Annotated in this window: 20 protein-coding genes; 6 read left to right on the top strand and 14 right to left on the bottom strand. The window is 43.8% G+C overall.

The features are described from left to right. The first annotated feature begins 160 nt into the window (after positions 1-160). Complete coding sequence (locus CSW98_RS04770; RefSeq protein ID WP_100799607.1) at positions 161-649, top strand: Sbal_3080 family lipoprotein; 489 nt, start codon at positions 161-163, stop codon at positions 647-649. Between the two features lie 90 nt (positions 650-739). Here CSW98_RS04770 and tdh read toward each other — a convergent pair whose 3' ends face one another. The 3 genes from tdh to CSW98_RS04755 form a co-directional block, all read right to left on the bottom strand. After that, complete coding sequence (tdh, locus tag CSW98_RS04765) at positions 740-1,771, bottom strand: L-threonine 3-dehydrogenase (RefSeq protein ID WP_100799318.1); 1,032 nt, start codon at positions 1,769-1,771, stop codon at positions 740-742. After that, a complete protein-coding gene (locus tag CSW98_RS04760; RefSeq protein WP_100799317.1) occupies positions 1,771-2,964 on the bottom strand; it encodes a glycine C-acetyltransferase in 1,194 nt (397 codons plus the stop codon). Before CSW98_RS04760 ends, tdh begins: the two co-directional genes overlap by 1 nt. A gap of 206 nt (positions 2,965-3,170) precedes the next feature. Further along, positions 3,171-3,776, bottom strand: a complete 606-nt coding sequence (locus tag CSW98_RS04755; RefSeq protein WP_100799316.1) for a hypothetical protein — start codon at positions 3,774-3,776, stop codon at positions 3,171-3,173. 239 nt (positions 3,777-4,015) lie between these two features. On the opposite strand from CSW98_RS04755, the gene CSW98_RS04750 reads away from it, so the two are divergent. Next, entirely contained in the window at positions 4,016-4,963 is a 948-nt protein-coding gene (locus CSW98_RS04750) for a LysR family transcriptional regulator (RefSeq protein ID WP_100799315.1), read from the top strand. Here the strand turns inward: CSW98_RS04750 and CSW98_RS04745 are convergent. After that, on the bottom strand, positions 4,933-5,676 hold the full coding sequence (locus CSW98_RS04745; RefSeq protein ID WP_100799314.1) for a phosphatase: 744 nt from the start codon (positions 5,674-5,676) through the stop codon (positions 4,933-4,935). The two genes, CSW98_RS04750 and CSW98_RS04745, sit on opposite strands and share 31 nt — an antisense overlap. A gap of 141 nt (positions 5,677-5,817) precedes the next feature. Between CSW98_RS04745 and CSW98_RS04740 the strand changes: the two genes are divergently transcribed. Then, positions 5,818-8,700, top strand: a complete 2,883-nt coding sequence (locus tag CSW98_RS04740; RefSeq protein ID WP_100799313.1) for an HD domain-containing phosphohydrolase — start codon at positions 5,818-5,820, stop codon at positions 8,698-8,700. Positions 8,701-8,724: 24 nt separating this feature from the next. On the opposite strand, the gene CSW98_RS04735 is transcribed toward CSW98_RS04740, so the two are convergent. Next, the gene (locus CSW98_RS04735) at positions 8,725-9,648 is read right to left on the bottom strand and encodes a DMT family transporter (RefSeq protein ID WP_100799312.1); all 924 of its coding nucleotides are present in this window, start codon (positions 9,646-9,648) and stop codon (positions 8,725-8,727) included. A 92-nt stretch (positions 9,649-9,740) separates the two neighbouring features. Here CSW98_RS04735 and CSW98_RS04730 point away from each other — a divergent pair, with 92 nt between their 5' ends. Further along, a complete protein-coding gene (locus tag CSW98_RS04730; RefSeq protein WP_100799311.1) occupies positions 9,741-10,652 on the top strand; it encodes a LysR substrate-binding domain-containing protein in 912 nt (303 codons plus the stop codon). Between the two features lie 4 nt (positions 10,653-10,656). On the opposite strand, the gene CSW98_RS04725 is transcribed toward CSW98_RS04730, so the two are convergent. Next, entirely contained in the window at positions 10,657-11,499 is an 843-nt protein-coding gene (locus CSW98_RS04725) for a tetratricopeptide repeat protein (RefSeq protein WP_100799310.1), read from the bottom strand. A 148-nt stretch (positions 11,500-11,647) separates the two neighbouring features. Here CSW98_RS04725 and CSW98_RS04720 point away from each other — a divergent pair, with 148 nt between their 5' ends. Further along, positions 11,648-12,625 (top strand): CobW family GTP-binding protein, encoded by a 978-nt coding sequence (locus CSW98_RS04720; RefSeq protein ID WP_100799309.1) that lies wholly within the window; start codon positions 11,648-11,650, stop codon positions 12,623-12,625. On the opposite strand, the gene CSW98_RS04715 is transcribed toward CSW98_RS04720, so the two are convergent. The 6 genes from CSW98_RS04715 to CSW98_RS04690 all read right to left on the bottom strand — a co-directional run bounded on the left by CSW98_RS04715 (position 12,604) and on the right by CSW98_RS04690 (position 22,062). Continuing rightward, positions 12,604-13,656, bottom strand: a complete 1,053-nt coding sequence (locus tag CSW98_RS04715) for an AraC family transcriptional regulator (RefSeq protein WP_157810330.1) — start codon at positions 13,654-13,656, stop codon at positions 12,604-12,606. The genes CSW98_RS04720 and CSW98_RS04715 overlap by 22 nt on opposite strands. 229 nt (positions 13,657-13,885) lie before the next feature. Beyond that, positions 13,886-16,492 (bottom strand): glycoside hydrolase family 3 protein, encoded by a 2,607-nt coding sequence (locus tag CSW98_RS04710; RefSeq protein WP_100799307.1) that lies wholly within the window; start codon positions 16,490-16,492, stop codon positions 13,886-13,888. A 135-nt stretch (positions 16,493-16,627) separates the two neighbouring features. After that, positions 16,628-18,265, bottom strand: a complete 1,638-nt coding sequence (locus CSW98_RS04705) for a methyl-accepting chemotaxis protein (RefSeq protein WP_100799306.1) — start codon at positions 18,263-18,265, stop codon at positions 16,628-16,630. A gap of 99 nt (positions 18,266-18,364) precedes the next feature. Continuing rightward, the gene (gene pgmB, locus CSW98_RS04700; RefSeq protein ID WP_100799305.1) at positions 18,365-18,991 is read right to left on the bottom strand and encodes a beta-phosphoglucomutase; all 627 of its coding nucleotides are present in this window, start codon (positions 18,989-18,991) and stop codon (positions 18,365-18,367) included. A gap of 1 nt (position 18,992) precedes the next feature. Continuing rightward, positions 18,993-20,693, bottom strand: coding sequence for a glycoside hydrolase family 3 protein (locus CSW98_RS04695; RefSeq protein ID WP_100799304.1), 1,701 nt, complete (start codon positions 20,691-20,693; stop codon positions 18,993-18,995). 103 nt (positions 20,694-20,796) lie between these two features. Then, positions 20,797-22,062: an MFS transporter gene (locus tag CSW98_RS04690; RefSeq protein ID WP_157810329.1), complete on the bottom strand. Its 1,266-nt coding sequence runs from the start codon at positions 22,060-22,062 to the stop codon at positions 20,797-20,799. Between the two features lie 311 nt (positions 22,063-22,373). Between CSW98_RS04690 and CSW98_RS04685 the strand changes: the two genes are divergently transcribed. Next, on the top strand, positions 22,374-23,435 hold the full coding sequence (locus tag CSW98_RS04685) for a helix-turn-helix domain-containing protein (RefSeq protein WP_100799302.1): 1,062 nt from the start codon (positions 22,374-22,376) through the stop codon (positions 23,433-23,435). A 16-nt stretch (positions 23,436-23,451) separates the two neighbouring features. On the opposite strand, the gene CSW98_RS04680 is transcribed toward CSW98_RS04685, so the two are convergent. Continuing rightward, positions 23,452-24,261, bottom strand: a complete 810-nt coding sequence (locus CSW98_RS04680; RefSeq protein WP_100799301.1) for a helix-turn-helix domain-containing protein — start codon at positions 24,259-24,261, stop codon at positions 23,452-23,454. Positions 24,262-24,344: 83 nt separating this feature from the next. Then, positions 24,345-24,746 (bottom strand): hypothetical protein, encoded by a 402-nt coding sequence (locus CSW98_RS04675; protein WP_100799300.1) that lies wholly within the window; start codon positions 24,744-24,746, stop codon positions 24,345-24,347. Positions 24,747-24,760 lie beyond the last annotated feature (14 nt).

Genomic DNA, 24,760 nt, shown 5'->3' with positions numbered 1-24,760 from the left:
ATATAGAAATTATTACTCGCTTTGATTAGTATGTCTCTAATTGATTCAAAGTTGATGCTTTTATCATTATCAACTTCTTATGTACATCATACTATTAGTTTATATATAACTATGTTCATGGTAGCATTCAGAAATTAACGCTATCATGGAACCACTTAATATGTTCAAAAAATACACTACCATGCTAACAACTTTGCTACTTGCTGGTTGTGCAAATAATGCTATTGTTGAATTACAAAAACTAGACACAAAAAGTGTCGAAAATAAACAAATATTAATAATTGATGATGGTCAAACTAAGGATTCAATTAAGCAAATCATTACAGCCAAATTGGATGAATACGGCTTTCAATATCAAGTTTTAGATATTTCCCAATCAAATGATAAAAATAGCGAAACGCCTAAACTAACCTATTCAGCAAGTTGGTGGTGGGACATGGCTAGCTATATGCGATATCTGAATATTACTATCAAAGACAACGGTCAGACTATCGCTCTTGTAAAAATTGACACTGTAATGTGTGGTGGATTGGATAAATTTGGCTCAGCTAAAAGACGTACTGAACTAACTTTAGACGTATTGCTAAGTGATCTAAGCAAAGAAGAGGCCAATGAATTAATCTGTCTTGGTGGTCAACCAAACAACTAAAAGAAATGGCCTCGGATCAATGAGGCCATTTCTTTTACAAAAGAGACACAAAAAGCGCTCCAACCGGAGCACTTCAAATTCAATATTCACTTATTCCCAATCAAGGATAACTTTCCCGGAAGCCCCGCTACGCATGGTCTCAAAGCCTTTCTGGAAGTCATCAATTTTGTAGTGATGAGTGATAATTGGGGTCAGATCCAAACCTGACTGAATCAAACTTGCCATTTTATACCAAGTTTCAAACATTTCACGGCCATAAATCCCTTTGATAACCAGCCCCTTAAAGATAACCTGATTCCAGTCAATACCCATATCTGTTGGCGGAATGCCCAACAGAGCAATACGGCCTCCGTGGTTCATCGCTTTCAGCATACTGTTAAATGCAGAAGGAACACCGGACATTTCCATGCCGACATCGAAACCTTCCGTCATCTTCAGTTCGGCCATCACTTGCTCTACAGACTGTTCCGCTACATTCACCGCTCGGGTTACGCCCATTTTGCGAGCCAGATCAAGGCGGTATTCATTCACATCGGTGATGACGACATGCCGGGCTCCAACGTGTTTAGCAACTGCGGCTGCCATGATCCCAATAGGACCGGCTCCGGTGATCAAGACATCTTCCCCGACCAGATCAAACGAAAGTGCCGTGTGAACAGCATTGCCAAACGGGTCGAAAATAGAAGCCAGATCATCAGAAATCTCATCCGGGATCTTAAATGCGTTATAAGCTGGGATCACCAGATACTCACAGAAAGCCCCGGTACGATTTACACCGACACCGACAGTGTTACGGCATAAATGAGTACGCCCCCCACGGCAGTTACGGCAATGTCCACAAGTGATATGTCCTTCTCCGGATACACGGTCACCAATACTGAAACCACGAACTTCCTGCCCAATGCCGACCACTTCACCAACGTATTCATGGCCAACAACCATTGGCACAGGGATTGTATTCTGTGCCCAGTTATCCCAGTTATAGATATGGATATCCGTACCGCAAATCGCGGTTTTCTTTATCCGGATCAGAATATCATTATGACCGACTTCCGGCTTCTCTACCTCGGTCATCCAGATCCCCGGTTCTGCTTTAAGTTTTGCCAGTGCCTTCACTTTCATCAGATAATTCCCATTTCCTGACCAATTTCAATAAAGACATCAATCGCCTTATCCAATTGTTCAGAGCTGTGAGCAGCCGACATCTGCGTACGTATACGAGCCTGACCTTTGGGTACGACCGGGAACGAGAAACCAATAACATAGATACCTTTTTCCAAAGCTCGTTCTGCAAACTCAGTCGCTACTTTCGCGTCACCCAGCATAATTGGAATAATAGCATGATCGGCACCTGCCAGCGTAAATCCGGCAGACTGCATACGGGAACGGAAGTGAGCAGCATTATTCCACAACTGCTCACGCAGCTGAGCACTTTCTACCAATAGATCAATAACCCGGATAGATGCTGCGACAATAGCCGGTGCAACCGAATTAGAAAACAGATAAGGACGAGAACGCTGACGCAGCCAATCGATCACTTCCTTTTTACCGGCAGTATAGCCACCGGAAGCGCCTCCCATGGCTTTACCCAGCGTACCGGTAATAATGTCGATACGCTTCATTACATCATGATATTCATGCGTTCCGCGTCCGTTATCTCCCATAAACCCAACGGCATGGGAATCATCCACCATAACCAGAGCATCGTATTTATCCGCCAAATCACAGATAGCAGGAAGGTTGGCTACCACCCCATCCATAGAAAAAACACCATCCGTTACAATCAGCTTATTCCGGGCACCCGCTTCACCTGCGGCGATTAACTGCTGTTCCAGCTCCTGCATATTATTATTGGCATAACGAAAACGCATTGCTTTACATAAACGGACACCGTCAATGATCGAAGCATGGTTCAGTGCATCGGAAATAATGGCATCTTCTTTATCTAAGATTGTTTCAAAAAGGCCGGTATTGGCATCAAAACAGGAAGAATAAAGTATAGTATCTTCCATGCCGAGAAAAGCTGATAACTTCTGTTCCAACTCCTTATGGGCATCCTGAGTACCACAGATAAAACGCACAGAAGCCATACCGAAACCATGCTCATCCATACCCGCTTTTGCCGCTTCAATTAAAGCCGGATGATTTGCCAACCCAAGGTAGTTATTCGCACAAAAGTTCAGTACTTCCTGCCCGGTTGAGACAGAAACCGCAGCTTTTTGTGCCGAAGTAATCACTCGCTCAGATTTATACAGACCTTCAGCTTTAATGTCTTCCAACTGCTGTTTGATCTGGTCATAAAATACAGATGCCATGTCCTTGTTCCTTCCAAAAGGTTCACTATTTAAAACGCCATGCTCGTTTTGTATTAAATACTCCGGCTATTTCTCCGAGTATTTACACTGTAAAAGCATTCTAATTCATCCTGTTAAAAGCGATTAGCCCCTTACCGGGAAAAACAGGCGTGCCTGACAGGAATAAAGCATCATTATCAGCACCAATTATCTAACCAAAACTACACTCACGGCTGCATACTGCGGAGCCACTGCCCGTTTTTTACAGACTGAAAATCGACGCCGGCAGTATCGAATAGCGATTTGTATTTCATCAGTTCCTGGTATACATAGCTACGATATTTTTTAAGACGTTCACTCCCATCGTAGATCTCACCAACTGAGTCACGGATAAGGATCTCACCTCTGAAGAGTACCTCTGCTTGCTGCGGACATTCGCTCTTCAACCTTGAAAACTTTGAGCCGTATCGTTCGGTATCTTCCATTGCATCATCAATATCGTCAATTGCTGAATCCAACTTTTGAATAAAACGTGAAATCTGTTGTACGTGTTCTGTCAACGTCTTAGCTACACTTATGTCTGAAGATTGAATTCTCATAATAACGTTGGCACGCTGCTGATCCGACAGATCGTTCAACTTGGGTAAGTTTGCATTTTTAGCGAGATTGGCCGCGTATTCATGCTCATCATACATATTCTCAACAACGGACATGGCATCTTCTGCAACTCCAATCACGTATGACTTTTGACAACTTGCATAGCTATAAGGTATTGCACTAATAAAAAGGAAGCAGACAATAGCAGCAGAACACAGTAGCTTATTTAATTTCATAATATATTCAGTCTTAATAAGTTATAGAGGTTAATAGTTATATTCTGACGGATAAATTCCTGAGCCTTGCGCCATTCAAGAAAATATCACTGACTATTTTAGCCCAAATCCAATGAGGTTCGAACTAAGCCTTGAATTTTTTCCAGTACACCGTCTACCCGCTTTACTTTTCTGTTCCTTACAACTATCATCCGCTGCCAACGGGATAACATTGATGAATCTCAGGCACAAATACTTGTATGCTTTCCTCTAAATTAATCGCACTTCTGCCAGATCTTGCCTGCTTCAATACGGTTGTTCAGGAAGGCAGCTTTACCGCCGCAGCCAAAAAGCTGAATGTCACGCCCTCCGCTCTGAGTAAAACTATCACTCGTCTGGAGAAGTCGCTCGAAGTAAAACTGTTTGAAAGAACAACCCGAAAACTCATCATCACAAGAACTGGAAGTAAGATTTATGATCAGTGTGTAATTATGCTGAATGCTGCTCATCAGGCCGTCGATATTTCCAGCACAGATCATACCGAACCAGCTGGCTCGATTACCGTTGCCGCACCGGAAGCATTTTTAAATGTGGTTTTGCAGCCCTTTGTTATTCCGTTTCTTAAACAATACCCGAATATCCAGTTGAAACTGCGCGCTGCAGACGGCGATATCGATATTTTCAAACAGGGAATTGATATCGCCTTCCGGTTGACAGATCAGCCCGATGAAAAGTTAATCCTTCGGGAAATAGCCAAAACCAATCTGATGCTCTGTGCCAGCCCGGATTATCTTTGCCAGAGAGGCGCACCATCACACCCGCAACATCTAGCAGAGCATGACTGCCTGTATCTGGCAGAAACGGACACTGACCATATCTGGGATTTCTTTAAAGATGATGAATTTCACAGCATCGCCGTCTCCGGACGCTACGCGGTTAATCATTCACAAATGCGCCTGAACGGCGTCATCAACGGACTAGGTATCGGTATCTTTCCGGATTTCGTGGTAAAAGATGCTATTACTGCCGGCCAGGTTGTCAAAGTTCTGGAAGACTGGACCATAAAGAGCAACTATCAGGGCGTTATCGCCCTGCAGTATGCCCAGACCCAGTACATGCCAGCAAGGTTACGGGTATTTATCGACTATGCTACACAGCATTTTCTTGTTGATGAAGGTTATAACCCGACGAACTCGGTGACAGGCTGATGCCCCCTCAGCTCAAGAAAATCCAGAAAACGGCGGGCCGATGTAGTAATCACCTGTTCTTCTGGTACTCCTACCGTTTCCAGCAAGATTTCCGCCTCAGTGAACTTACCTATCGCATCACAAAAATGGCAGTCACTTCCTGTCGTAATATATGCCCCGATCTCTTTCGCAACCCGGGCAATTTCATAGCAACGCTCTTTGCTGCCTTCGCGGCTGAACCCTTTCAGTGAGCTGTTGTTAATTTCAATGGCAACATGGTGATCTCTGGCACAGGTAATTACCTTTTCAAAGTCAAAATCAAACGCCGGATTACCCAAATGACCAAGAGCATCAACATGACCACTTTTGATCACATTAATCAGTGTTTCCGTATGAGTTGCTTTATCTGTCGGAGGACAAACCGGCGGATGGAAACTGGCAATCACCCAGTCAATATTAGGGTACACTTCCGGATGCACATCAATCTCACCCTGAACATTCATAATATTCGCTTCAATTCCCCGAATAATGCCGACCCCTTCAATAAAACGGGATAACACTTTCTGATTGATAAAGAACCAGTAATAAGGCGCACCCGGCATTGACGGGGCATGGTCTGTGGTGCAAAACAGCTTAAGACCGTGCTCTTTTGCCGCTCTGGCGTTTTCAATCAGTGTGCTGTAAGCATGACCACTGGCATACGTGTGGGTATGGGTATCAACTGCGAATTTCATAAAGCCTCACTTCTTTCTGTCGTTATGTGGCAAGTGTACCAATTTATGACCACACCTTCAGCGAATCATTTCCTTAGTTTTGCAACCGCGGGGAATTCGACAATACTTATATCAATAATATATTGCCAAGTCAGTGACCATATGACCGAACGAAGATACCCACTCAGTGTGCATATCACTAGCCTGTTTATCATCCTGGTATTGGTACTGGGTGGTGGACTTATCACCATCAGTTATTTCTACTCACAACAGTTATTTTTCCGTTTCTCCCAAAATATCAGCCATGAAAACAGCCAAAAGCTGGAACGTCACTTTGAAAAAGAAATCTCCCCTATTATTACCACCCTGGATTTAATGGCAACCCGAATACTTCCGGTGCACCCGGATAGTAACGAACAAGAACACAGCTGGTTGAAATCTATTCAGTTAATCTTTGCCAAAAATCCCAATCTGGTCGCCTTATACTACGGATCCCCAAATGGCTCGATGACCCAGTTCCACCCCCTGCTGGATCCAGCTATCCGAAAAATGTCCGGAGCACCGGCCAACGCAGATATCGTACTGAATTACACCGATGTTGAGGGCAGAAACGATTACCTGTTCTACGATAAGGACCTGCAACTGACTAATGTCCGTTCCGGTACGGATAATCATTATGACCCACGTATCCATCCCTGGTTTCAGAATGTCAGCTTTGACGGTGAAATCCGGTTAACCAACCCTTATCAGTTCCGCTACCTGAAGACGGCAGGGATCACACTGTCACGCATGGCAATTGATGGAGGTACCGTTGTTGCTGCGGACTTTACCCTGCAGCACCTTTCAGAACTTCTGGGAGAAGTCGCTTATTCTGATACAGCAAAATTGGCACTGTTTGACACCCGTTTCCGCCTGCTTGCTAGCCATCAGTTAGGGGTCGATGCACGCCCCGGCCAGGAACAGACGGATAAAACCATGCTCAGTTCTATTTTCTCAGATGTACTGAACCGTAACAGCAGCAACACTATCTATGAACAGGTTTCCTATCAGGGCGAGGAATGGTCAATCACCCTTACCCCCATCAATCTGACCAGTAATGTCCGGCTGTTTCTGGCAGAAGCCATTCCTAATAATAGCCTGATCAGTGAACTGCTATCCATGAGAAATTATCAGATAGCTGCCGGACTCAGTCTGCTATTTGTCTGTCTTATTCTGATCTGGCAAATTACTACCCGGGTCGCTCAGCCTCTGAATACGCTGAATATACTCACAGAAAATATTCGCAGCTTTAACTTTAAAAAAACCCGCTATCCCCGTAGTGCAATTAAAGAGATTAACAACCTTACTCATTCCATCCAGTTGATGGAACACGCTTTGCACGATCTGTTGGGGCTGCTGAGAGATACTGCACGTAATCATGAATTTTCGGATCTGGCGAAAACAATTAGTAAGCAGAGCTACCTGATCACCCGGGCAGAAACCATCATGCTATACATGCTGAACGATAAAAAAGAGCGTTTCACCATTGCTGCCAACCACGCCATTATTCCACTCAAAATAGACATGAATCAGCTATTAGATGAAACGCCCTGGCTGCGTTCCCGACTGACAAAAGGCAATATTGTTCGTATTAATAAGCACGACAATGCCGTTAAAAAATACAAAGATATCTTTTACAACACCGACCTGTATCTGTTCCCTCTGCTTAACCGGGAACAAGAACTGATAGGCATTCTGGCTCTGGGGTATGAACGTCCTATCGAACGAAGTCAACAGGATAAACATGCCTTCCTGCAGGAATTACTCAGTTTTGCCGGTATTTCAAAAGACAATATCGATCTTATGCATAAACAAAAACAGATGCTTAAATCTTTTATTGAATTAATTGCATCAGCTATCGATACCAAATCTCCTTATACCGGGCTACATTGCCAGCGAGTGCCGTTTATAGCCGAGCATTTGGTCCGGGCAGCAGACAGCGACCGGAAATATTTTCCTGAATTCAGCATGGATAAAAAGAAATGGGAGGAACTGAATTTCGCTGCCTGGCTACATGATTGCGGCAAGATAACCACACCGGAATATGTTGTAGACAAAGCGACCAAGCTGGAAACCATTTATAATCGGATCCATGAAATCCGTATGCGCTTTGAAGTATTAAAAGCACAGGCTGAAATTCGCTACTGGAAACAATTAAGTGAAGGAGGCGATAGTGTCCGCCTGAAACAGCATCTGGATACCGAACTCACAACACTGGATGATGAATTTGCTTTTGTCGCCAGGTGTAATAAAGGCGACAAACCTTTCACAGAAGAAGATAAGACCCGTTTACTGCAGATCGCCAAACGTACCTGGACACGCACGCTGAATAACAGAATCGGCACCTCATGGCTGGAAAAAGAGCTGGATACATCACCAGCAGAGGTTCCGACAGAGGAACCTCTGCTGGCAGATAAAGATACTCATATGATCCCATGGAGCGACACAGCCAATCCGAACACTAACTGGGACCATAACTTCAATCTGAAACCCGGCTTTCTGCAATATAACCGAGGTGAACTCTATAACCTCATGGTTCCCCACGGAACATTAACGGAAGAAGAGCGGTTCATGATCAACAGCCATATCGTTCAGACAATCACTATGTTGCAGCGCCTGCCCTATCCGGAGCATCTGAAAAATGTACCGGATATAGCGGGTAACCACCACGAAAGAGTCGATGGTGATGGCTACCCAAGAGGGCTGAGTAAGGAATCTCTCTCCATACAGGAACGGGTTATGGCAATTGCAGATGTATTTGAAGCTCTGACGTCCAATGACCGTCCATATAAAAGAGCCCATACTCTGGGGGATGCTCTGGAAATCATGACAGAAATGGCCACAACAGGTCATATCGATGCCGAGCTCTATTTGCTATTTCTTGAGCAGGGAATCGATAAAGATTATGCCGCGCGCTTTCTGCAACCCGGCCAACAGGCAATGAGTACAGAGGTCCGGGACAACCAAATCAGAAAGATAAAGCATTACCTTTCTGATTATATGTAATCCTTCCGGATACTACGGATAGCCTCAGGCTCGCCGGGTTTTAGCATGAAAAAGAAACTTCAGGATCCTGGCAGCAAAACTATTCATCAGGCTGGCGGTAATAATCAGAGCAATACCGGCAATCTGATAATCAGAAAAATGTACATCAAAAAACACCAGCTGTAATGCTGCTGTAAATAGCAGATTAGTAAAAATCAACGGAGCTATCTGCGAATTACTTTCTGCGAGTTTATATGCCCGGGAACGGAAAAGCTGGTTAAGAACAATCGCCACAGAATACAGCAGCATTATTCCCCAGACCCATATATGTTTGTCCGCAGAAAACAACAGTTCCTTATCACTTCCCGACAATCCGGAGAAAAACAACACAGGAAAGATACTGATAGCACCGAACAGGAACGTCCATGCATTCAGTGATGCCGGTGACATATCCCCTTTGCTGGCCCGAAACAGACTAACCTGAGACCCGGCATTAAATACCCCGGCAGCCAACCCCAGAAGAAGCTCTGGTTTGATCTGTATACCCGATACGTCCCCGGCCAGCAACATGACTCCGACAAACGTAGCTGCCAGTGCAAAACCAGTCTCAATACGGATTTTTACTTTAAAAAACAGGCGTTCCAGAACAGGAATAAAAAGCGGTCCTGTCGCGAATAGCACCACACTCTCGACCAGAGACAGGCTACCCAGCGATATCAGAAAACAGAGCTGACAACCGACAATGCATAGCGCCCGGATAATTACCGGTTTCAGCATCTTACGGGATGGCGGAGCCTGCTTCGCCGGTGGTATGGTAAGAAAAAGCAACATAGACGGGATAAGCAAACGCAAAAAACCCAGAAATTCAACACTCATCAGACCGGTAAGTTGCTTAGCAAAAAAACCGGAAAAAGACAGACTGAGCGTAGAAATCAACATAAACAGAACAGCACGGTTATTGACTGACATTATATACTCCTTTCAACCCAGCCAATATTAAAGCAATGACGACAAGTAAAAAAACGAGTAATATTAACAAAACCTGTTAGCAAAACTTACATATGAATAGAGCCCTGCCGTTAAAATCCCTGTATACATTTATTGCTGTTGCCGAGAGCGGAAGCATGACCGAAGCGGCAAAAGTGCTCAATGTCAGCCACTCGGCGGTCAGTCAGTCTGTCAAAAATCTGGAAGCTCAGCTTGGACAACCACTGTTTCAGCGGGTAGGACGGCAGGTACAGCTCAATGGCCGGGGCCGTAAATACTACAACGAGGTCGCTCCGGCACTGAAAACCATAATGAAAGCAACAGAAAGCTTTCTGAACCCGCCCAATTCAAACCGCATTATGCTGAATATGATCAACTCACTGGCGATACGCTGGTGGGTACCCAAAGTGGAAGAGTTTCAGCAATACGCCCCGGACATTGATATCCGCCTTTCTAATCTGGTGGGACCGTTTGATCTGGAACAAGAAGGCGTGGATGTAGCTATTATTCATGGTGATGTCAGAGAATGGGAAAGCTATTATTGTGAAAAACTGGGAGATGATGAGCTGCTTCTGGTATGCAGTCCGGAACTGCTACGGGCAGAAACAGATATTGCCCCTCAAACCCTGATCGAGCACTTTCCGGCTATATACACTGAAAATCTGCGCCGCAAAAATGACTGGAAAATCTGGTGTCATGCCAGCCAGCTACCGGTTCCTCAAGTGAGAAAAAACCTCAGTTTTATCACTTCAGTACAAGCTGTTCAGGCCGCTATCCGCAAACTGGGAATTCTTGTCACCCACCGGCTGTTTGTCCGGGAAGAAATACAGCTGGGATTTCTGGTCGAAATTGGCCAGGCAGTCAAAAACCCTTATCAGAGCTTCTACTTTGCCTGCCCGCCGGAAAAACTCCAGCAAGAAAGCATTCTTATCCTGAGAGACTGGCTGAAGGAAGAATTTAAGCATATCACTACACTGGATCCCTGAGTGACTAGTCCTGAGTATCAATCAGGTGTTCAAATTTAGGGTTCCCTCTCAGCAGTTCAAAATCGGTCTCTTCAGCAGCCAGATCACGGATAGAGGCACTGGCATCAATCGACTTTTGCAGATCATAAATAGCCTGCTCCTCAGCACCAAGTCTTGAATAGGCACAGGCTCGCTGATAAAGCGCATGGGCGTTGGAATCATCAACCTCAAGCACCCGGTTACACAAGCTCATCGCCCAGTGATATTCCTTAATATCCATAGCAGCATCAGCTTTATAAGTTAAGGCTTCAAGATCACCCGGACGAATTTTCAGAATTTCATCATAAATCTCAATTTTTTGCTCGGCTGTCTGAGCATTCTGAGCCCTCAGCCACAGGTTATGTACCTCATTAATGATCTCGATTTCCCGGTTATTTTCAGTAATAATCCGGGTTTTACGCTTCAGATCCCGTTCCAGAGCCAGGAATTTTTTTTCATAATCACGGGTGATCTGATCCAGACGTTTATCCGCCATCTCTTTAGTATTCTGTTTGATATCTTTCAGTGACTGCCAGCCAATCAGAGCCACCAAAGAAGCCACACCGGCAATGATATAGAAGAAGTAAGTTACGGTCACATTGGCGTAGTTTAGTGACTTATCAGCAACAGACAGTTCTCTATCTGTGATCTGCAATGTAAGCCTGCGTTCCAGATCCTGCTGATCCTGCCGGAGCGATTTCAGTTCATCCAGAATGTACCGCTCCATCAACGGGCGGTCGAGGATTTCACTCTCAGAATAACTTTCTTCCGCAGTAGAAGAAAAGGAGAACAACGCCATCAGTAACATCAAAATTAGGTGTTTAGCCATAGTGCTAATCCTGTTCAGCAAGAACATCAAATACATAACATAAACGGTAAATCCGAATTGATCTAGCGGCAATGCCAGTATTGATACAATTTGGCTCATTTGCTGTATGATAACTCTCACTTAAAACTGTTAATCAAAGTGACAGAACATGTCTATTCCAGCCAATATCATCACAGGTTTTCTCGGTGCAGGAAAAACCACCGCGATTCTGAGCTTGCTGAAAAACAAACCCGACCATGAAAAATGGGCGGTACTGGTCAACGAATTTGGTGAAATCGGTATCGATGGTGCCATCATGGCTGACAGCGGAGCCATGATAAAAGAAGTACCGGGAGGCTGTATGTGCTGTACGGCCGGAGTTCCGACATCCGTCGGCATAACAACCCTGCTGCGACAAAATCCGGATCGTCTTCTGATAGAACCGACCGGGCTTGGCCATCCGCATAAGATTATCAGCCTGCTGACTTCTGGGCAGTTTAGCAATTATATCGACCTGAAAGCCACTGTCGCACTGGTTGATCCGCGTAGCCTGACAGACTCCCGCTATACGGAAAACCAGAACTTCAATGACCAGTTGGATACAGCTGACATTATCATTGGGAATAAAGCCGATGCGTGTACTGATCATGAAAAACAATATTTTGAACATTGGGCTGCCGCTCAGCAACCTGCTAAAAGTATGAATCTGCTGGTCAGCAACGGAGAATTTCCGCCGGAATTACTGGATACAGAACGCCTTCTGTCCGGGCAGAGTAACGCTATCGCACCTCATCACCATGAACACGCAGCTATGGAACCACAATTTCAGTTGCCACCGGATAAGGCCTTTATTCGTAAAGAAAACCGTGGTCAGGGATATGTCAGTTGCGGATGGATATTCGGTGCAGAAATCGTATTTGATTTTGACGGCCTGTTTTCTCTGATGTATCAGTTAGATGCAGAAAGAATTAAAGGTGTGATGAATACCAGCAAAGGCTGCCATGCATTTAATGTTCATAACGGTGTAGTGTCGGTCAATGAGCTGTCACTGGAAGGATTTGAAAGTCGTATTGAAATCATCAACAGCAAGCCACTGCCGTGGGAACAGCTGGAAACGACCTTTATTCAGCTTTCAGAAGGAAATTGATCCTTTTCCCGGAATGCACTCGGGCACTGGTCTGTCTGTTTGTGAAAGAAACGGGTAAATGCACTCTGTGATGAAAATCCAAGCCGATCGCTGATTTCACTGATCTTGCTACCGGTACTTCGCAGGTAATACTTTGCCCTCTCAAGACGGATTTCATCCACCATAGACTGAAACGTATAGCCTTCATCTGCCAGTTTTCTTCTTAATGTCCAGCGGCTGACACCCAGACGCTGGCAAAGCTCATCATGGACAGATGTCCCCATACCATCTTTTCTCTCAATAGAAATGATCTGTTTTCTTACCAAAGCAGAAAAACTGGAATGAGAATGCAGGTAGTCATACTCACTTTCAACCTGTTGTTGCAAGAAATCCGTCAATGCAGGATTAAGCATTCGGTTCCCGGTCTGAAGCAAAGAAGCATCAAAACGCATATAGTTTTCTTCCTGATTAAAATGCACAGATCCACGGAAAAACCGCCGGTATTTATCGGCCGGAAAGATGGGGTCATGAACCAGTTCAATATCAAACTGATGAGCTTCATTCTGAAGATAAAAGCGCAGGATTGTTGCCAGAATAATAAAGTTTGCCAATGCAGAACCGGCGTAAAACTCAGGCATTGAACGGGAAAAGCTTTCCCCGGAAAACTGAATGGTCACCTGCTCGTTCTCCTGACTGCACAGCAGATAATCCGATTCACCAATCAGTCCCCGATAGCGAACATAAGCATTCAGTGCACTTCCGGCATCGGGCTGGTTTACACACAGAGCAGGCAACGCCCCCAGTTCCCGGACTAAAGTTTCTATGTTTATCTCCCATATTTTCCCTTCCAGTCCGCCATAACCATGCAACGCCAGAAATTGATTAAAACGCAGATAATTGGGATAGGAAATACGTGTACTTTTGTTATTGACCTCATCCTCACTGATACCGGTACAGCGATAGATATAATCAGCATCCAGCCCTGCATCCAGCAGTTTTTGGTAACGATATTTGAGTATTCGGCTTGAAACAGTTTTGTTTTTTACATCCATGGCAACAGACACGTATTTTGTTTATCAAAAAAACGAAGTAGCGTATTTTATAACCAATCCGGAAAGTAAGAAACAAAATAGTTAATAATTTGTTGCCAGTAGAATTGAGAATGGTTTATATACCCAAATAACATCAACATATACTCGTATACTCAAGTGACCTCAAGATGCCTGGGTATATATCCCCCAGCAATAACCTGCTGGGGGTGCTCACAGTATGAAAGACAGATCACTGGTGTGTAATACTGCCTATCCGGGTATAGTCATCGGATGAATGCCCCAGATAAATGGCGCGTTCACCTTCTACCGGCATCCATTGATGGTTGTCAACATCCCAGAAGTTCAGCAATTCACTGTCGATATTAATATCGACGGACTGAGACTGACCAGCCTCCAGTGCAACACGTTCAAACCCGGCCAGAGATTTTACCGCCACTGGTACATGGGTTTGTTCAGGAGCACCGAGATATAACTGAGGAACATCAACACCAGCCTTTTCACCTGTATTGATCACCTTAAATTCAACCCGGTATCCGCCCTCATGCTGAGTGATATGGGCATCGGAATAGCTGAATTCGGTGTAAGAGAGTCCATGACCAAATGGGAACAGTGGTTTCAGATTCTGCTTATCGTACCAACGGTATCCAACATAAATCCCTTCATCATAAACAAGCTGACCATCCTCTCCCGGGAATTGCTTCACCTGCTGCATAGGCAGATCAGACATACTGGCAGGGAAACTGACCGGTAACTTACCGGAAGGATTAGCATTCCCCAGCAGCAGATCGGCGGTAGCTTCTCCCCCTTCCTGCCCCGGATACCACATCTGCATAATAGCAGGGACGTTATTTGCCCACGGCATGGTGACCGGATCACCGGTATTCAGCACAACCACCGTATTCTTATTCACTGCTGCAATCTGAGCAATCAGCTCATCCTGATTGTTTGGCAGAGAGAGGTCTTTACGGTCAGCCCCTTCTGTTCCTTCGTTGTAACCAAAGACCAGTACGGTTTTTGCTTTTTTTGCGGCCTCAACAGCTTTGGCAACATTCATTTTTCTCTGTGATGGTGTCTCCCAGGCCAGACGAAGCTGAGCTGGCGCTGTCTTATCGGCCACAAGATACGAGAATGCACCGACTTCTCCGGCCGTTGCGACCAAACGGATTGATTTTACTTCACCGGCGTTCAGATGCACGCGAACGCTCGAATTCTCCAAACCATCACGGGTAGGAATAACAGAATTAAGAGGATTAAACGCTGAAGCACTATCCAGAATCACGGTCTCACCACCATCCAGACTCAATTGCACCACGGCATTTTTCGCCTGTACTTTGATGTCATACTCCCCGGTTTCCGGAGCGACAAGTTCACCGATCCACTCAGTTTTACCATGTGCAGGCAGCAAGCTGTCTCCGGTCAGATTAATATTTACCGCTTTCTGTTCCTGACCATCCTGGTCTTTACGGACAAGATCCTTAAACAGATCAGCCGGAACGGTTACGCCATCCAGATCAATACCCGGCAAATAATGAATCACAGCATTGTCGCCTGCGCGGTTGGTCAGCGCCTCATAAGGGCTTTCCAATGCAGTCATAGGCTTCACTCTGGAACTGCCTCCTCCACCATAATTCAGTACACCGCCGGTTGGACCGATGATCAACAACGAGTCCAGATCAGTAGAAGAGAGCGGAAGTATTTTATTATCATTTTTCAACAGAACCGCGCCTTCGACTGCGGCCTTAAGTGCCACTTTTGCATGATGCCGGGCCAATGCTTCAATATCTGCCCGCTCAGGAGCTGAGCCGTCCAACAGTCCGAAATGTGCCATCTGCGTCAGGATACGGGTCACGGAGCGATCAATGTAAGTCTCCTCAATATCACCATTTTTTACGGCATTAAGCAGCAAATCGCCAAACATAAACTGCGCCGGCATCTCCACATCCAGACCCGCCAAAATATGAGTTGGTGTCGGTTTCATCTCCGGCGTAAATACCCCGGGGATCCCGGCAAACCAATCGGTCATCACAAAGCCCTCATACCCCCACTCATCACGCAGAATATTCGTCAGAAGCTCTTTATTGGCACACGCATAGGCGCTGTTTTCACCATTGATCGCCAGCTTGTTATAAGCACACATAATGCTGGCAACCCCGGCTTCCTGTACTGCACGTTTAAATGCCGGCAGATAGATCTCCCGCAGAGCCTGCTCGTCGACAAGGGTATCGATCGTCATCCGATCCGTTTCCTGATTGTTTGCCACAAAATGTTTGACCGTTGCCATAAGCCCTGCATCCTGAACCCCTTTGATCTCTTCTGCGACCATCTTACCCGCCAGCAGAGGGTCTTCGCCCAGAGTCTCAAAATTCCGTCCGGCCTGTGGTGTACGCACGATATTGACCATTGGAGAGAGCAGCACATCCTGCCCCTGAGCCCGGGCCTCCTTACCAATAACCTGCCCTACGTGATATGCCAGTTCCGGATTGAAAGAAGAAGCAAGTGCCACAGGAGCCGGCATAGCGGTGGCTTTATAGTTAGAATTACGAGCTCCAGCCGGCCCATCAGTCAGCATGATAGAGGGGATCCCAAGCCGCTCGACCCCTGCAATCGTCCCGGCTCCGGCCAGATTATTTTCCACGCCATGCAGCATCTGAATTTTTTCTTCCAGCGTCATCTGGCTGACCAGAGCTGCAATAGTATCAGCGGAAGCCGGAATATCGTCCCCCGAAGCAGAACACCCGGACATGGCAGCCATAATGGCTCCGGAAATCAGAATATTACTGGCATTACGGGCTAGAGGATGCGGGATCAGAGAGGTATTTTTTTTTGATAAAGTCATAGCAATTTTCCATGTTGTCTTTGTTATTTGCTATGACTATAGTCGCTGAATCAGAGAAAGACTTACCCTAAAGGGGCATAAATTATACTTATGGGTGCAGAAATTCAGTTTAGTGATAATTGTCGAATTTTACCGTCACCTTTTGAGCTTAAACATCAGCAATGCATCTTTATTCTTTTCTGCCAGAGTATGCATTTCCCGGGTTGCCTCTGACATTGACTTCCCTTTCTCTATAGAATCACCGGATAACAAACCCAGTTGTAAGACATTTTCCCGGATAAATGCTGTTTTCTCATTCTGCTCAGAGACAGAAGTACTTATATAGTGGTTCTCTCTGTTAATCTCTTTAACACTGTCATAAATACCCGACAGGCTTTTTCCAACCAGTCCGGAATGCTCAACCGTTTCATTCAGGAAATTCACGCCATCTTTTATCATACTCATGGCCTGATCGCTCTCAGACTGCAGTTGAGTGACTGTCTCCAGGATTTCTCTGGTAGCATCTCCGGTGCGGCTGGCAAGATTCCGAACCTCCGATGCAACAACAGCAAACCCCCGCCCATTCTCTCCGGCCCGAGCCGCTTCAATCGCGGCATTGAGCGCCAGCAAATTGGTCTGTTCTGAGACTTCCTGGATGGCATCAGTGATCTGGCTGATATTATGAATCTGTGCACCCAAAGAATTAATCGAAGTAAAAGCATTTTCCATCTGTGCCGACAAATGACTCATTTTATCCAGATTCTCTGCAACCACCTCTTTCCCTTCCACTGAAGCCTTTTCAGCCTGATCAGCAAACTCCATTGCACTCGTTGTGCTGATATTAATATGTTGAATTTGCTCCTGAAAACTATCCATTGCAGAAGAAATTGAAGCTATCTCAACCTGCTGTTTATCTATGGTATTCAGTGTTTCCACGCCAATTTGCAGACAACGGGATGCCACTTCACAAAGCCCCTCATTAGATAAAAGGCCTGCCGATATCATATGCCTGAAAGCACCTGTCATCGTATTGACAGAACAGGAGAGTTCATAAAACTCATCCCTGCCCCCAAGTTCAACATTTCCACTTAAATCCTGAGCCTCAACCTCTGCTGAAAGGCAACTGAAAGCCTGTCTGGCTTTCTTAAACCGCAATGACAGACGGATCAGAAACCACATCAGAATCATAATCGACAATAAGCACAATCCAACAGATAACCATTTGAATTTAAGATTAAATTCAATAGATTCCTCATACAGATTTTCTCCGGATGCTGTCTGAATAGATAAAAACTGAATCGACAGCTCTGAAATATGATTTATTTCCTGTTCCAGATCCGACAATAACTGCAGATAAGCCTGCTTTTTTTCATAATCGGTATAATAAGTGTTGCTGCCTATTTTTTTTAACAGTGTATCAAGAGCACTCAGAATAGATTGTTCCTGTGTATTCAGCCCACTATCCGTTATCGATGGAATAAGCTCTCCCCGGAGAAACTGTATTTTTCCTATTGCCTGATTTTTCTGTTTTTCCCACCGCGCCAGGTCATTCAGCTCTTCTGGCTGTTGTGCTGCATAATAGGCAATTTTCAAGCTATCAAGAGCACTATTACTTTCCTTAAGAATAAATCCCATCTTATTGCTATTGTTCATGGTCTGGTTGTACAGTGTTTTAATTCTCTCGGAGTGTGATTCAACACCGTAAATACCAATGCCCGTAACCATACCAATAGACAGCAGAACCATTGCCGTTACTAAAATCAGTTTATTCTCAATTGTCAGAGAAAGTTTCATTATCGCAGCTCAACCCGTTTAATTTATAAAAGAGACAGACAGAAAAGAGTATGCTTCTCTGTCTGTATACCAACGTGGAAAAACAGAAAATAGATATGCTCAGACAGCGAAGTCAGACAGATCGCTGAATACAATATCTGCCTCTGTTAGTACATCTTTACTGCCGATACCCACGGTATACATACCGGCATTTTTTGCCGCAGTAATACCGGCTATCGAGTCCTCAAACACAATGCAGTTCTCATAAGGAACGTTCAATGCTTCCGATGCTCTGCAAAATACTTCCGGATCCGGCTTAGCTTTAGTCACATGATTTCCGTCTACGATCACATCGAAGTAGTGTTTAATATTCAGCTTATCCAGAATATATTCAGCATTTTTACTAGCAGACCCGAGACAAATATAAATTCCATCATCTTTACAGCGATCAAGTAGAGCTTTCACTCCCGGTAGTAAATCTGAGTGAGTTAACTGTGCAATAAAATCCAGATAATAATCATTCTTCCGGCTGAGAATATCGGCCTTTTCTGCATCAGACAGTGCAATACCGGAGTACTTAATCAGGATCTCCAGACACTCAACCCGGCTAACCCCTTTCAGACTCTCATTCAGTGCCTCATCAAAAAAAATATCCAACTCATCCGCTATCTTCTTCCATGCCAGATAATGATATCTGGCGGTATCCACAATGACGCCATCAAGGTCAAAAATATACGTATTTTTCATCTTATAACCTCGTATCCCAACGCCCCATAAATGCATCCACCGGGCTGATGCCACAAAACTCAGCGCGCCCCAGAAGGCAGTCCGTCACCGCTTTAATAGTGGCTTCTGTCGCGGTATAAGCATTGATATATGTCGGAACTTTAGGGACATCCAGAAGGTGGTAAGGATTACCAAAAGAGACAAATACCGTCGGCAATTCAGTACTGAACCATGGTGCATTGGCTCCCATCGGTCTTGCCCAGTTCAGCCTCAGGCTGGTTTTGTTACTGGCTGGCTTTTGATTAGCCAGATAAAGCGCAAAGTCATAATTTTTCGTGACAGAAGAGATAGACAGCTTGGTATCACGGGACATAAAGTCTTTGGGGTCAAATAAAGTCACTTCAAACCCTTCCGCTCTCAGTAAGTCCACGGCTGTATCGAACACTGAATTCTTATGTCCGAAGAAATCACCGTCATCACTAAGCGTAAAGACCAGAATGCGCTTATGGGTATTGATATCAACCGGTAAAAACTGTGTTCTGTCCTTGACCAGAGTAATGGCTTTATTTGCACACTCTTCTGCCATACGCTTATGCTGCTCACATCCGACAACTTCCAGTTGCTGACTAGCAGGAACACGCTCTTCTTTACTCTGATGATGCAGACCAAGTGCCGCTTTCATTGCCAAAGTGCGGGTAACTGCTTCATCAACTCGTTCAAGGCTCAGCAGACCGGTTTCGATACCGTTCAGCATAAACTGAAAATCTTCTTCCAAGTCTTTATTAAACAAGAAGATGTCACAACCTGCAGCAATGGCTGACGGCACTGCTTTTTCACGCGGCATCGCCGTGGTGAAACCAACCATCGCTGTCGCATCAGTAACAATAAGGCCGTTAAAACCCAGCTTATCCCGCAGAAGTCCCTGCAATAGCTCCGGAGCCAGACTGGCAGGCATCAACTGGTCAATCGCAATATCCGGATTGAAATGCCGACTATAAGCAGGAAGAGAAATATGCCCGGCCATAATGGACAGAACACCGCTTTCAATAACCGCACGGTAAACCTCACCATACGAAGCATCCCATTCTTCACACGACAGTGTGTTATAGGTCATCGCAATATGCTGGTCTCTTGAATCAACACCATCACCCGGAAAATGTTTAGCCGCTGATGCAACACCATTTCCCTGCAGCTTTTTAATATAAGCCGCAGCCATTGATTTCACTCTTTTTACATCCGAACCAAATGTTCTTACATTCGTAATCGGGTTTTCCGGATTCAGATCAAGATCAATCACAGGAGCGAAAGACCAGTTGCATCCTAATGCAGAGCCTTCTGTCGCACACACCTGAGCGAGATTTTCTGCCTGATAAAGTTCATCAGTAGCGGCCACCTGCATCTGAGAAGCAAACTCAGTTCCGTTTATGGATGAACCATTGCCACCACTTTCAAGATTTGAAGCAATAAGCAAAGGCAAATCGCTGGTCATTTGTAGAAAACGGTGTGTTTCCTGTACTTCTTCAGACGGCCCCGGGCGAAACATCATACCAGCTGGCTTAAACCGGGTAATCACCTCTTCCAGTTCAGCATGATCTGAACTTAAACCTACAGGGAAAAATAAATGCCCTATTTTTTCTTTCAATGACATTTTATTTAGTGTGGCTGTTACCCAACGAATACTGCTCTCATCCAAATTAAATGGCGCCGTTTTAAGATCAACCATAAATCCACTCCTGATCGATAATATGTTAAAATAATTTATCTATAAAAATCACAGAGGGACGATTGAATATCATCAGTCCCTCAATATTTATATTGGTTAATAATTAAATGGCTACTTTAGTTTCTTCAGATTCTTTTTCTTCATAAGAGACAGTATCTTCAGAATTTATCTTTTCTTTCACTAAATCCCGTTTAAGTGGCGAACCAATTTCAGGGATAGGGAAAACAACTAAAGCGGAAAGAATCGCAAAACAGGCTAATACCAGGAAGAAAAATGTATAACCATCGTCATTTAGCAGAAAAACGCCAAGAGAAATAATGGCAGGAGCCATAAAGTTAACTAAAGAAGATGTCAGATTTGTTGTGACATTCATGATAGAAATATCTTTGGCATAATTTTTCTTCGATGGCAAAATCCGGTTCACAAGAGCATTATCTACCGCATTATACATACCAAAACCAAAGTTAAATATAAAGTTAGCGATAATAACTAAAGTGATATTATGTGAAAATGCAAAGGCAATCATACACAAACCAGTAATTAGTGCGGAAAGAATAACAAATGGCTTTTGCTTTTTAACTTTATCTGAAAGAAATCCACCTAAAATCCCAGAAAGAACCATTAACGCGATACCAGTAGACATTAAAGCATTCAGTTCAAAAATACTTTTTTCGTCCATATGGAAACGGGCGATATAAAACAATGTCGTCATTGACAAACCGGCATTAGTAAAATTAATAAATAGTTTTGTCAGCAGTGCAAGTGTGTATTCAGGATATTTTTTTATACTTGGATAAAAACTGTCTTTTTGAACAGAGTTACTTATATTTTCTTCAGCATGCGTAATTTCTGGCTTTCTTGATGGTGGCTCAATAATCATTATTGCGGCAATAAGACCAGCAACAACTTGTGCTACTGCAATCATAATGATTTTGTTTTGTACGGATACTTCTGAAAAATACCCCATCACAATCATACTACCTAACATTACAAATACCGGTGGCGCGGCACCAATAAAACCAGATACACGTCCGAACTTTTCCTGGTCAACCTGCTCAGGAACAATAGAAAAACAAGCGGTAGTCACCATACTGTAGAAGAACTGCGCAGCAATCCAGCCAATAGTCAGTTGTGGGATATTCTCTGCCTGGGAAAACAAGTACATACAGACACACCCTCCCAGACTACCCACAAGGATCCAAAATCGTCTCCGTCCGATAGTCACATAAGTATGGTCAGCAATCCAGCCACCCAGGGGGTTCAGGAATACAATCGCAAAACTGGCGATACCGGCACATATACCAAAAGTTGCAGTGACCTGGCTCTCACCCACCAGACGGATAATGTTAAATTGTATGATACCGAACATCAGTAGAACCAATGGTGCCACAGAGGTACCAACCCCCAGCATCGCGGCTATAACTAATCGGAGGAAAGGCGTTCTTTTCATAAAGTGACCTGCTAAGAATTATTGGTTAATAGTAAAAAAAACATACAACCAGCTGTGTTGACACGATAAAATCTATCAGACCCACCTTAAGCGTTTTTTCCATTTTTGTGCATTTTTTTATTAATTTTTATTTTCATCCACTATCTGTGATTGCCATCACAAATGAAAATTTATACTTCTGTTAATTTGATAATATATTAAAATATAGTCAGACCATCCCGAAGTATATAATGAATAAATCTCATAATAAAAGCGTATCAGGAAATCTTGCTAAGCGATTAATAGCAAATCTCCTTGATTTAGGTTACGCCTGGAATGATATTACAGAGAAAACTGGAATTTATCCGGAAGAACTGAACGGGGATGGGCAAAGAATTGATGCTGACCGGCATTATAAATTATTAAGATTACTCAATGAACACGACTGCGATTTGGAATGGTTTTTGAATCAGTCAAATTTCCAGATAAGTCTTTTATTTGACAGGGATAATATCCTAGAATCATTAGCTAACGACTCTACCTATCTGGCATTACTATGCCTTAATTCCAGATCACTACGCGAATCATTTCAATATTATATTAAATATCGGGGTGTTATTGCCAATACAGACAATCTTTCTATTCGGGAAGACAATAATCAAGTATCTATTGCTTACTTTTACGAATATCCAGAAGTGAGTTATCAATTTGTGCCTATGATTAATTTTATTTTCATAATTTCATTCATTGAGCATTATACGACACCTAAGCTTCCATATCATATAAAAACCAAATCAAAGAAAACCAATACTATTAGTACTATATATAGTTACTGGAATTGTGAAGTAGAATGGGAATCTGACATTGATTCTATTTCTTTCGAAAATACAGGTATGGATGAAGAGTTCACTCAGTATAATTCTGTTGTACAAAAATTCCTCCTGTTTAAAGTCAATTCTGAATATAATTCTATTTTTCAGGAAAATAGTGTTAAAAAAATGGTTGAAGATTCTGTTCGTGAGATTATCCGGGACAGCTCTGTCGATTATAAAAGCAGTTTCGTTGCAACACGAGTCTGCCAAAGGCTGAACGCCAGTAAAACCACTCTATCCAGACGTCTGAAAGACGAAGGGACTTCTTTTAAGGCTGTAGAACAGAAGGTTAAATTAAATGAGAGCATCAATCTGCTGAAAAATACCAATACGTCCATTGGTGATATCGCGTTCAGTTTAGGCTTTTCAACCCAATCGGCATTTAACCGTTTTTTCAGTGACGCCATGCATACTACCCCACTAAAATTCCGTAGACATTAGTGACGTCAATCTCTGGTTAGTTGTCTTTCAATTTCTGGTGATAATACTTAGGATTTACGCCAGTTGCGGCCTTAAATCGGGTGCTGAAATAGTTACTGTCACTGTAACCTACCTGATAAGCCGTTTCTGTTATCGAACAGCCTTGCTCAAGTAAATGAGTTGCCCGTCGGATCCGTAAATGATTAATAAACCGGTTGGCTGACATACCGGTTAAGTAAGTCAGTTGGTTATTCAGTGCCTTAGCCGTGACGTTAAACATATCACAAACCAAACTAACCGACAGCTCCTGATCACCATAGTTATTGCATAAAAAGATAATGGCATTCATCACCGGAGCGTGATTAACACAGGCCATATCAATACGGTCAATACACAGTAGCAACTGTTCGAACAGCAGTCTGATCATCTGTCCAGAATGTTTATCCCCAGTCTGCTGCTCCGCTTTTATTCTTTCTGCAATAGCAAGCAAGGGAGAAAAACTTTCCGATGTGACAAGACGGTTACTCGCTTCACCTTCAAGACGTTTAATCGCATCCACAGCCAGACGGCTGATGCTCAGTTGCTGTTTATCATAAAGCACATTGAGCAGGGTAACGCCGTTATTATCTGCATACTGATGATAATCATGTTCACTGACACAGGCGATCATATTCGGAAAAACCACCGACTGTTTTCCATTTACGATATGTGTTCCACTCCCTGCTGTGACCAATATCAATTCAGAAAAATCATGCCCGTGTTCCGGGTAATCTTGCTGCGGATCCCGGCTCAGAACCCGGATATTTGAAGAAGAACTTACGTATTCATCAGATTTCAGTAAAAGCATGTGTAATGTTTATCACCTAATTTAATAAATAAAAGCCCTTTCGACATACAGCCAAAAGGGCCAGAATGAACAGCTACCGTCGGTTACAAACCATGCTTAAACATAATATTACTTTTAAGCAACGCAATCTGTCTTGCCACTTCTTCATCTGGTGCATTACGTTTAAACTCTGCTGTATCTCTGTTATTCATGACCATACAAAATACTTTATAGTCATGTTTCTCAGCCAGATCATAATAATAATCCAGATCCTCATTTTTCGAAAATGAGTTTGTCACGGCGATTGTTTCCGTTCCTTTATCCATCATATCTTTTACACTGGTACGACAGTACTCATCAGAATGTGGCTTAAGGTTTTTATCCCACTGATTTTTTCCATATCTGGCATAATAGTCCCAGCAAGACACGACGTTATCAGTGATGATTCTTGCAAACTCCGTTTTGCCCGTACCAAACGGACCACGAATAATATATAAGTTTTTCATAAAAGTGCCTTATT

This window comes from Vibrio sp. HA2012 (genome assembly GCF_002812955.1).
Classification (GTDB): Bacteria; Pseudomonadota; Gammaproteobacteria; order Enterobacterales; family Vibrionaceae; genus Vibrio.
This window is presented reverse-complemented; position numbering and strand designations above follow the sequence as displayed.

Bases quoted from the DNA above. Each gene is read 5' to 3' on its own strand.
- CSW98_RS04725 (WP_100799310.1), bottom strand. From the start codon at position 11,499: ATGGCTAAACACCTAATTTTGATGTTACTGATGGCGTTGTTCTCCTTT.
- CSW98_RS04680 (WP_100799301.1), bottom strand. From the start codon at position 24,261: ATGCTTTTACTGAAATCTGATGAATACGTAAGTTCTTCTTCAAATATC.
- CSW98_RS04685 (WP_100799302.1), top strand. From the start codon at position 22,374: ATGAATAAATCTCATAATAAAAGCGTATCAGGAAATCTTGCTAAGCGA.
- CSW98_RS04715 (WP_157810330.1), bottom strand. From the start codon at position 13,656: ATGGATGTAAAAAACAAAACTGTTTCAAGCCGAATACTCAAATATCGT.
- CSW98_RS04770 (WP_100799607.1), top strand. From the start codon at position 161: ATGTTCAAAAAATACACTACCATGCTAACAACTTTGCTACTTGCTGGT.
- CSW98_RS04750 (WP_100799315.1), top strand. From the start codon at position 4,016: ATGCTTTCCTCTAAATTAATCGCACTTCTGCCAGATCTTGCCTGCTTC.
- CSW98_RS04755 (WP_100799316.1), bottom strand. From the start codon at position 3,776: ATGAAATTAAATAAGCTACTGTGTTCTGCTGCTATTGTCTGCTTCCTT.
- CSW98_RS04760 (WP_100799317.1), bottom strand. From the start codon at position 2,964: ATGGCATCTGTATTTTATGACCAGATCAAACAGCAGTTGGAAGACATT.
- tdh (WP_100799318.1), bottom strand. From the start codon at position 1,771: ATGAAAGTGAAGGCACTGGCAAAACTTAAAGCAGAACCGGGGATCTGG.
- CSW98_RS04710 (WP_100799307.1), bottom strand. From the start codon at position 16,492: ATGACTTTATCAAAAAAAAATACCTCTCTGATCCCGCATCCTCTAGCC.
- CSW98_RS04720 (WP_100799309.1), top strand. From the start codon at position 11,648: ATGTCTATTCCAGCCAATATCATCACAGGTTTTCTCGGTGCAGGAAAA.
- CSW98_RS04730 (WP_100799311.1), top strand. From the start codon at position 9,741: ATGAATAGAGCCCTGCCGTTAAAATCCCTGTATACATTTATTGCTGTT.
- CSW98_RS04745 (WP_100799314.1), bottom strand. From the start codon at position 5,676: ATGAAATTCGCAGTTGATACCCATACCCACACGTATGCCAGTGGTCAT.
- CSW98_RS04740 (WP_100799313.1), top strand. From the start codon at position 5,818: ATGACCGAACGAAGATACCCACTCAGTGTGCATATCACTAGCCTGTTT.
- CSW98_RS04690 (WP_157810329.1), bottom strand. From the start codon at position 22,062: ATGTTCGGTATCATACAATTTAACATTATCCGTCTGGTGGGTGAGAGC.
- CSW98_RS04735 (WP_100799312.1), bottom strand. From the start codon at position 9,648: ATGTCAGTCAATAACCGTGCTGTTCTGTTTATGTTGATTTCTACGCTC.
- CSW98_RS04675 (WP_100799300.1), bottom strand. From the start codon at position 24,746: ATGAAAAACTTATATATTATTCGTGGTCCGTTTGGTACGGGCAAAACG.
- CSW98_RS04705 (WP_100799306.1), bottom strand. From the start codon at position 18,265: ATGAAACTTTCTCTGACAATTGAGAATAAACTGATTTTAGTAACGGCA.
- pgmB (WP_100799305.1), bottom strand. From the start codon at position 18,991: ATGAAAAATACGTATATTTTTGACCTTGATGGCGTCATTGTGGATACC.
- CSW98_RS04695 (WP_100799304.1), bottom strand. From the start codon at position 20,693: ATGGTTGATCTTAAAACGGCGCCATTTAATTTGGATGAGAGCAGTATT.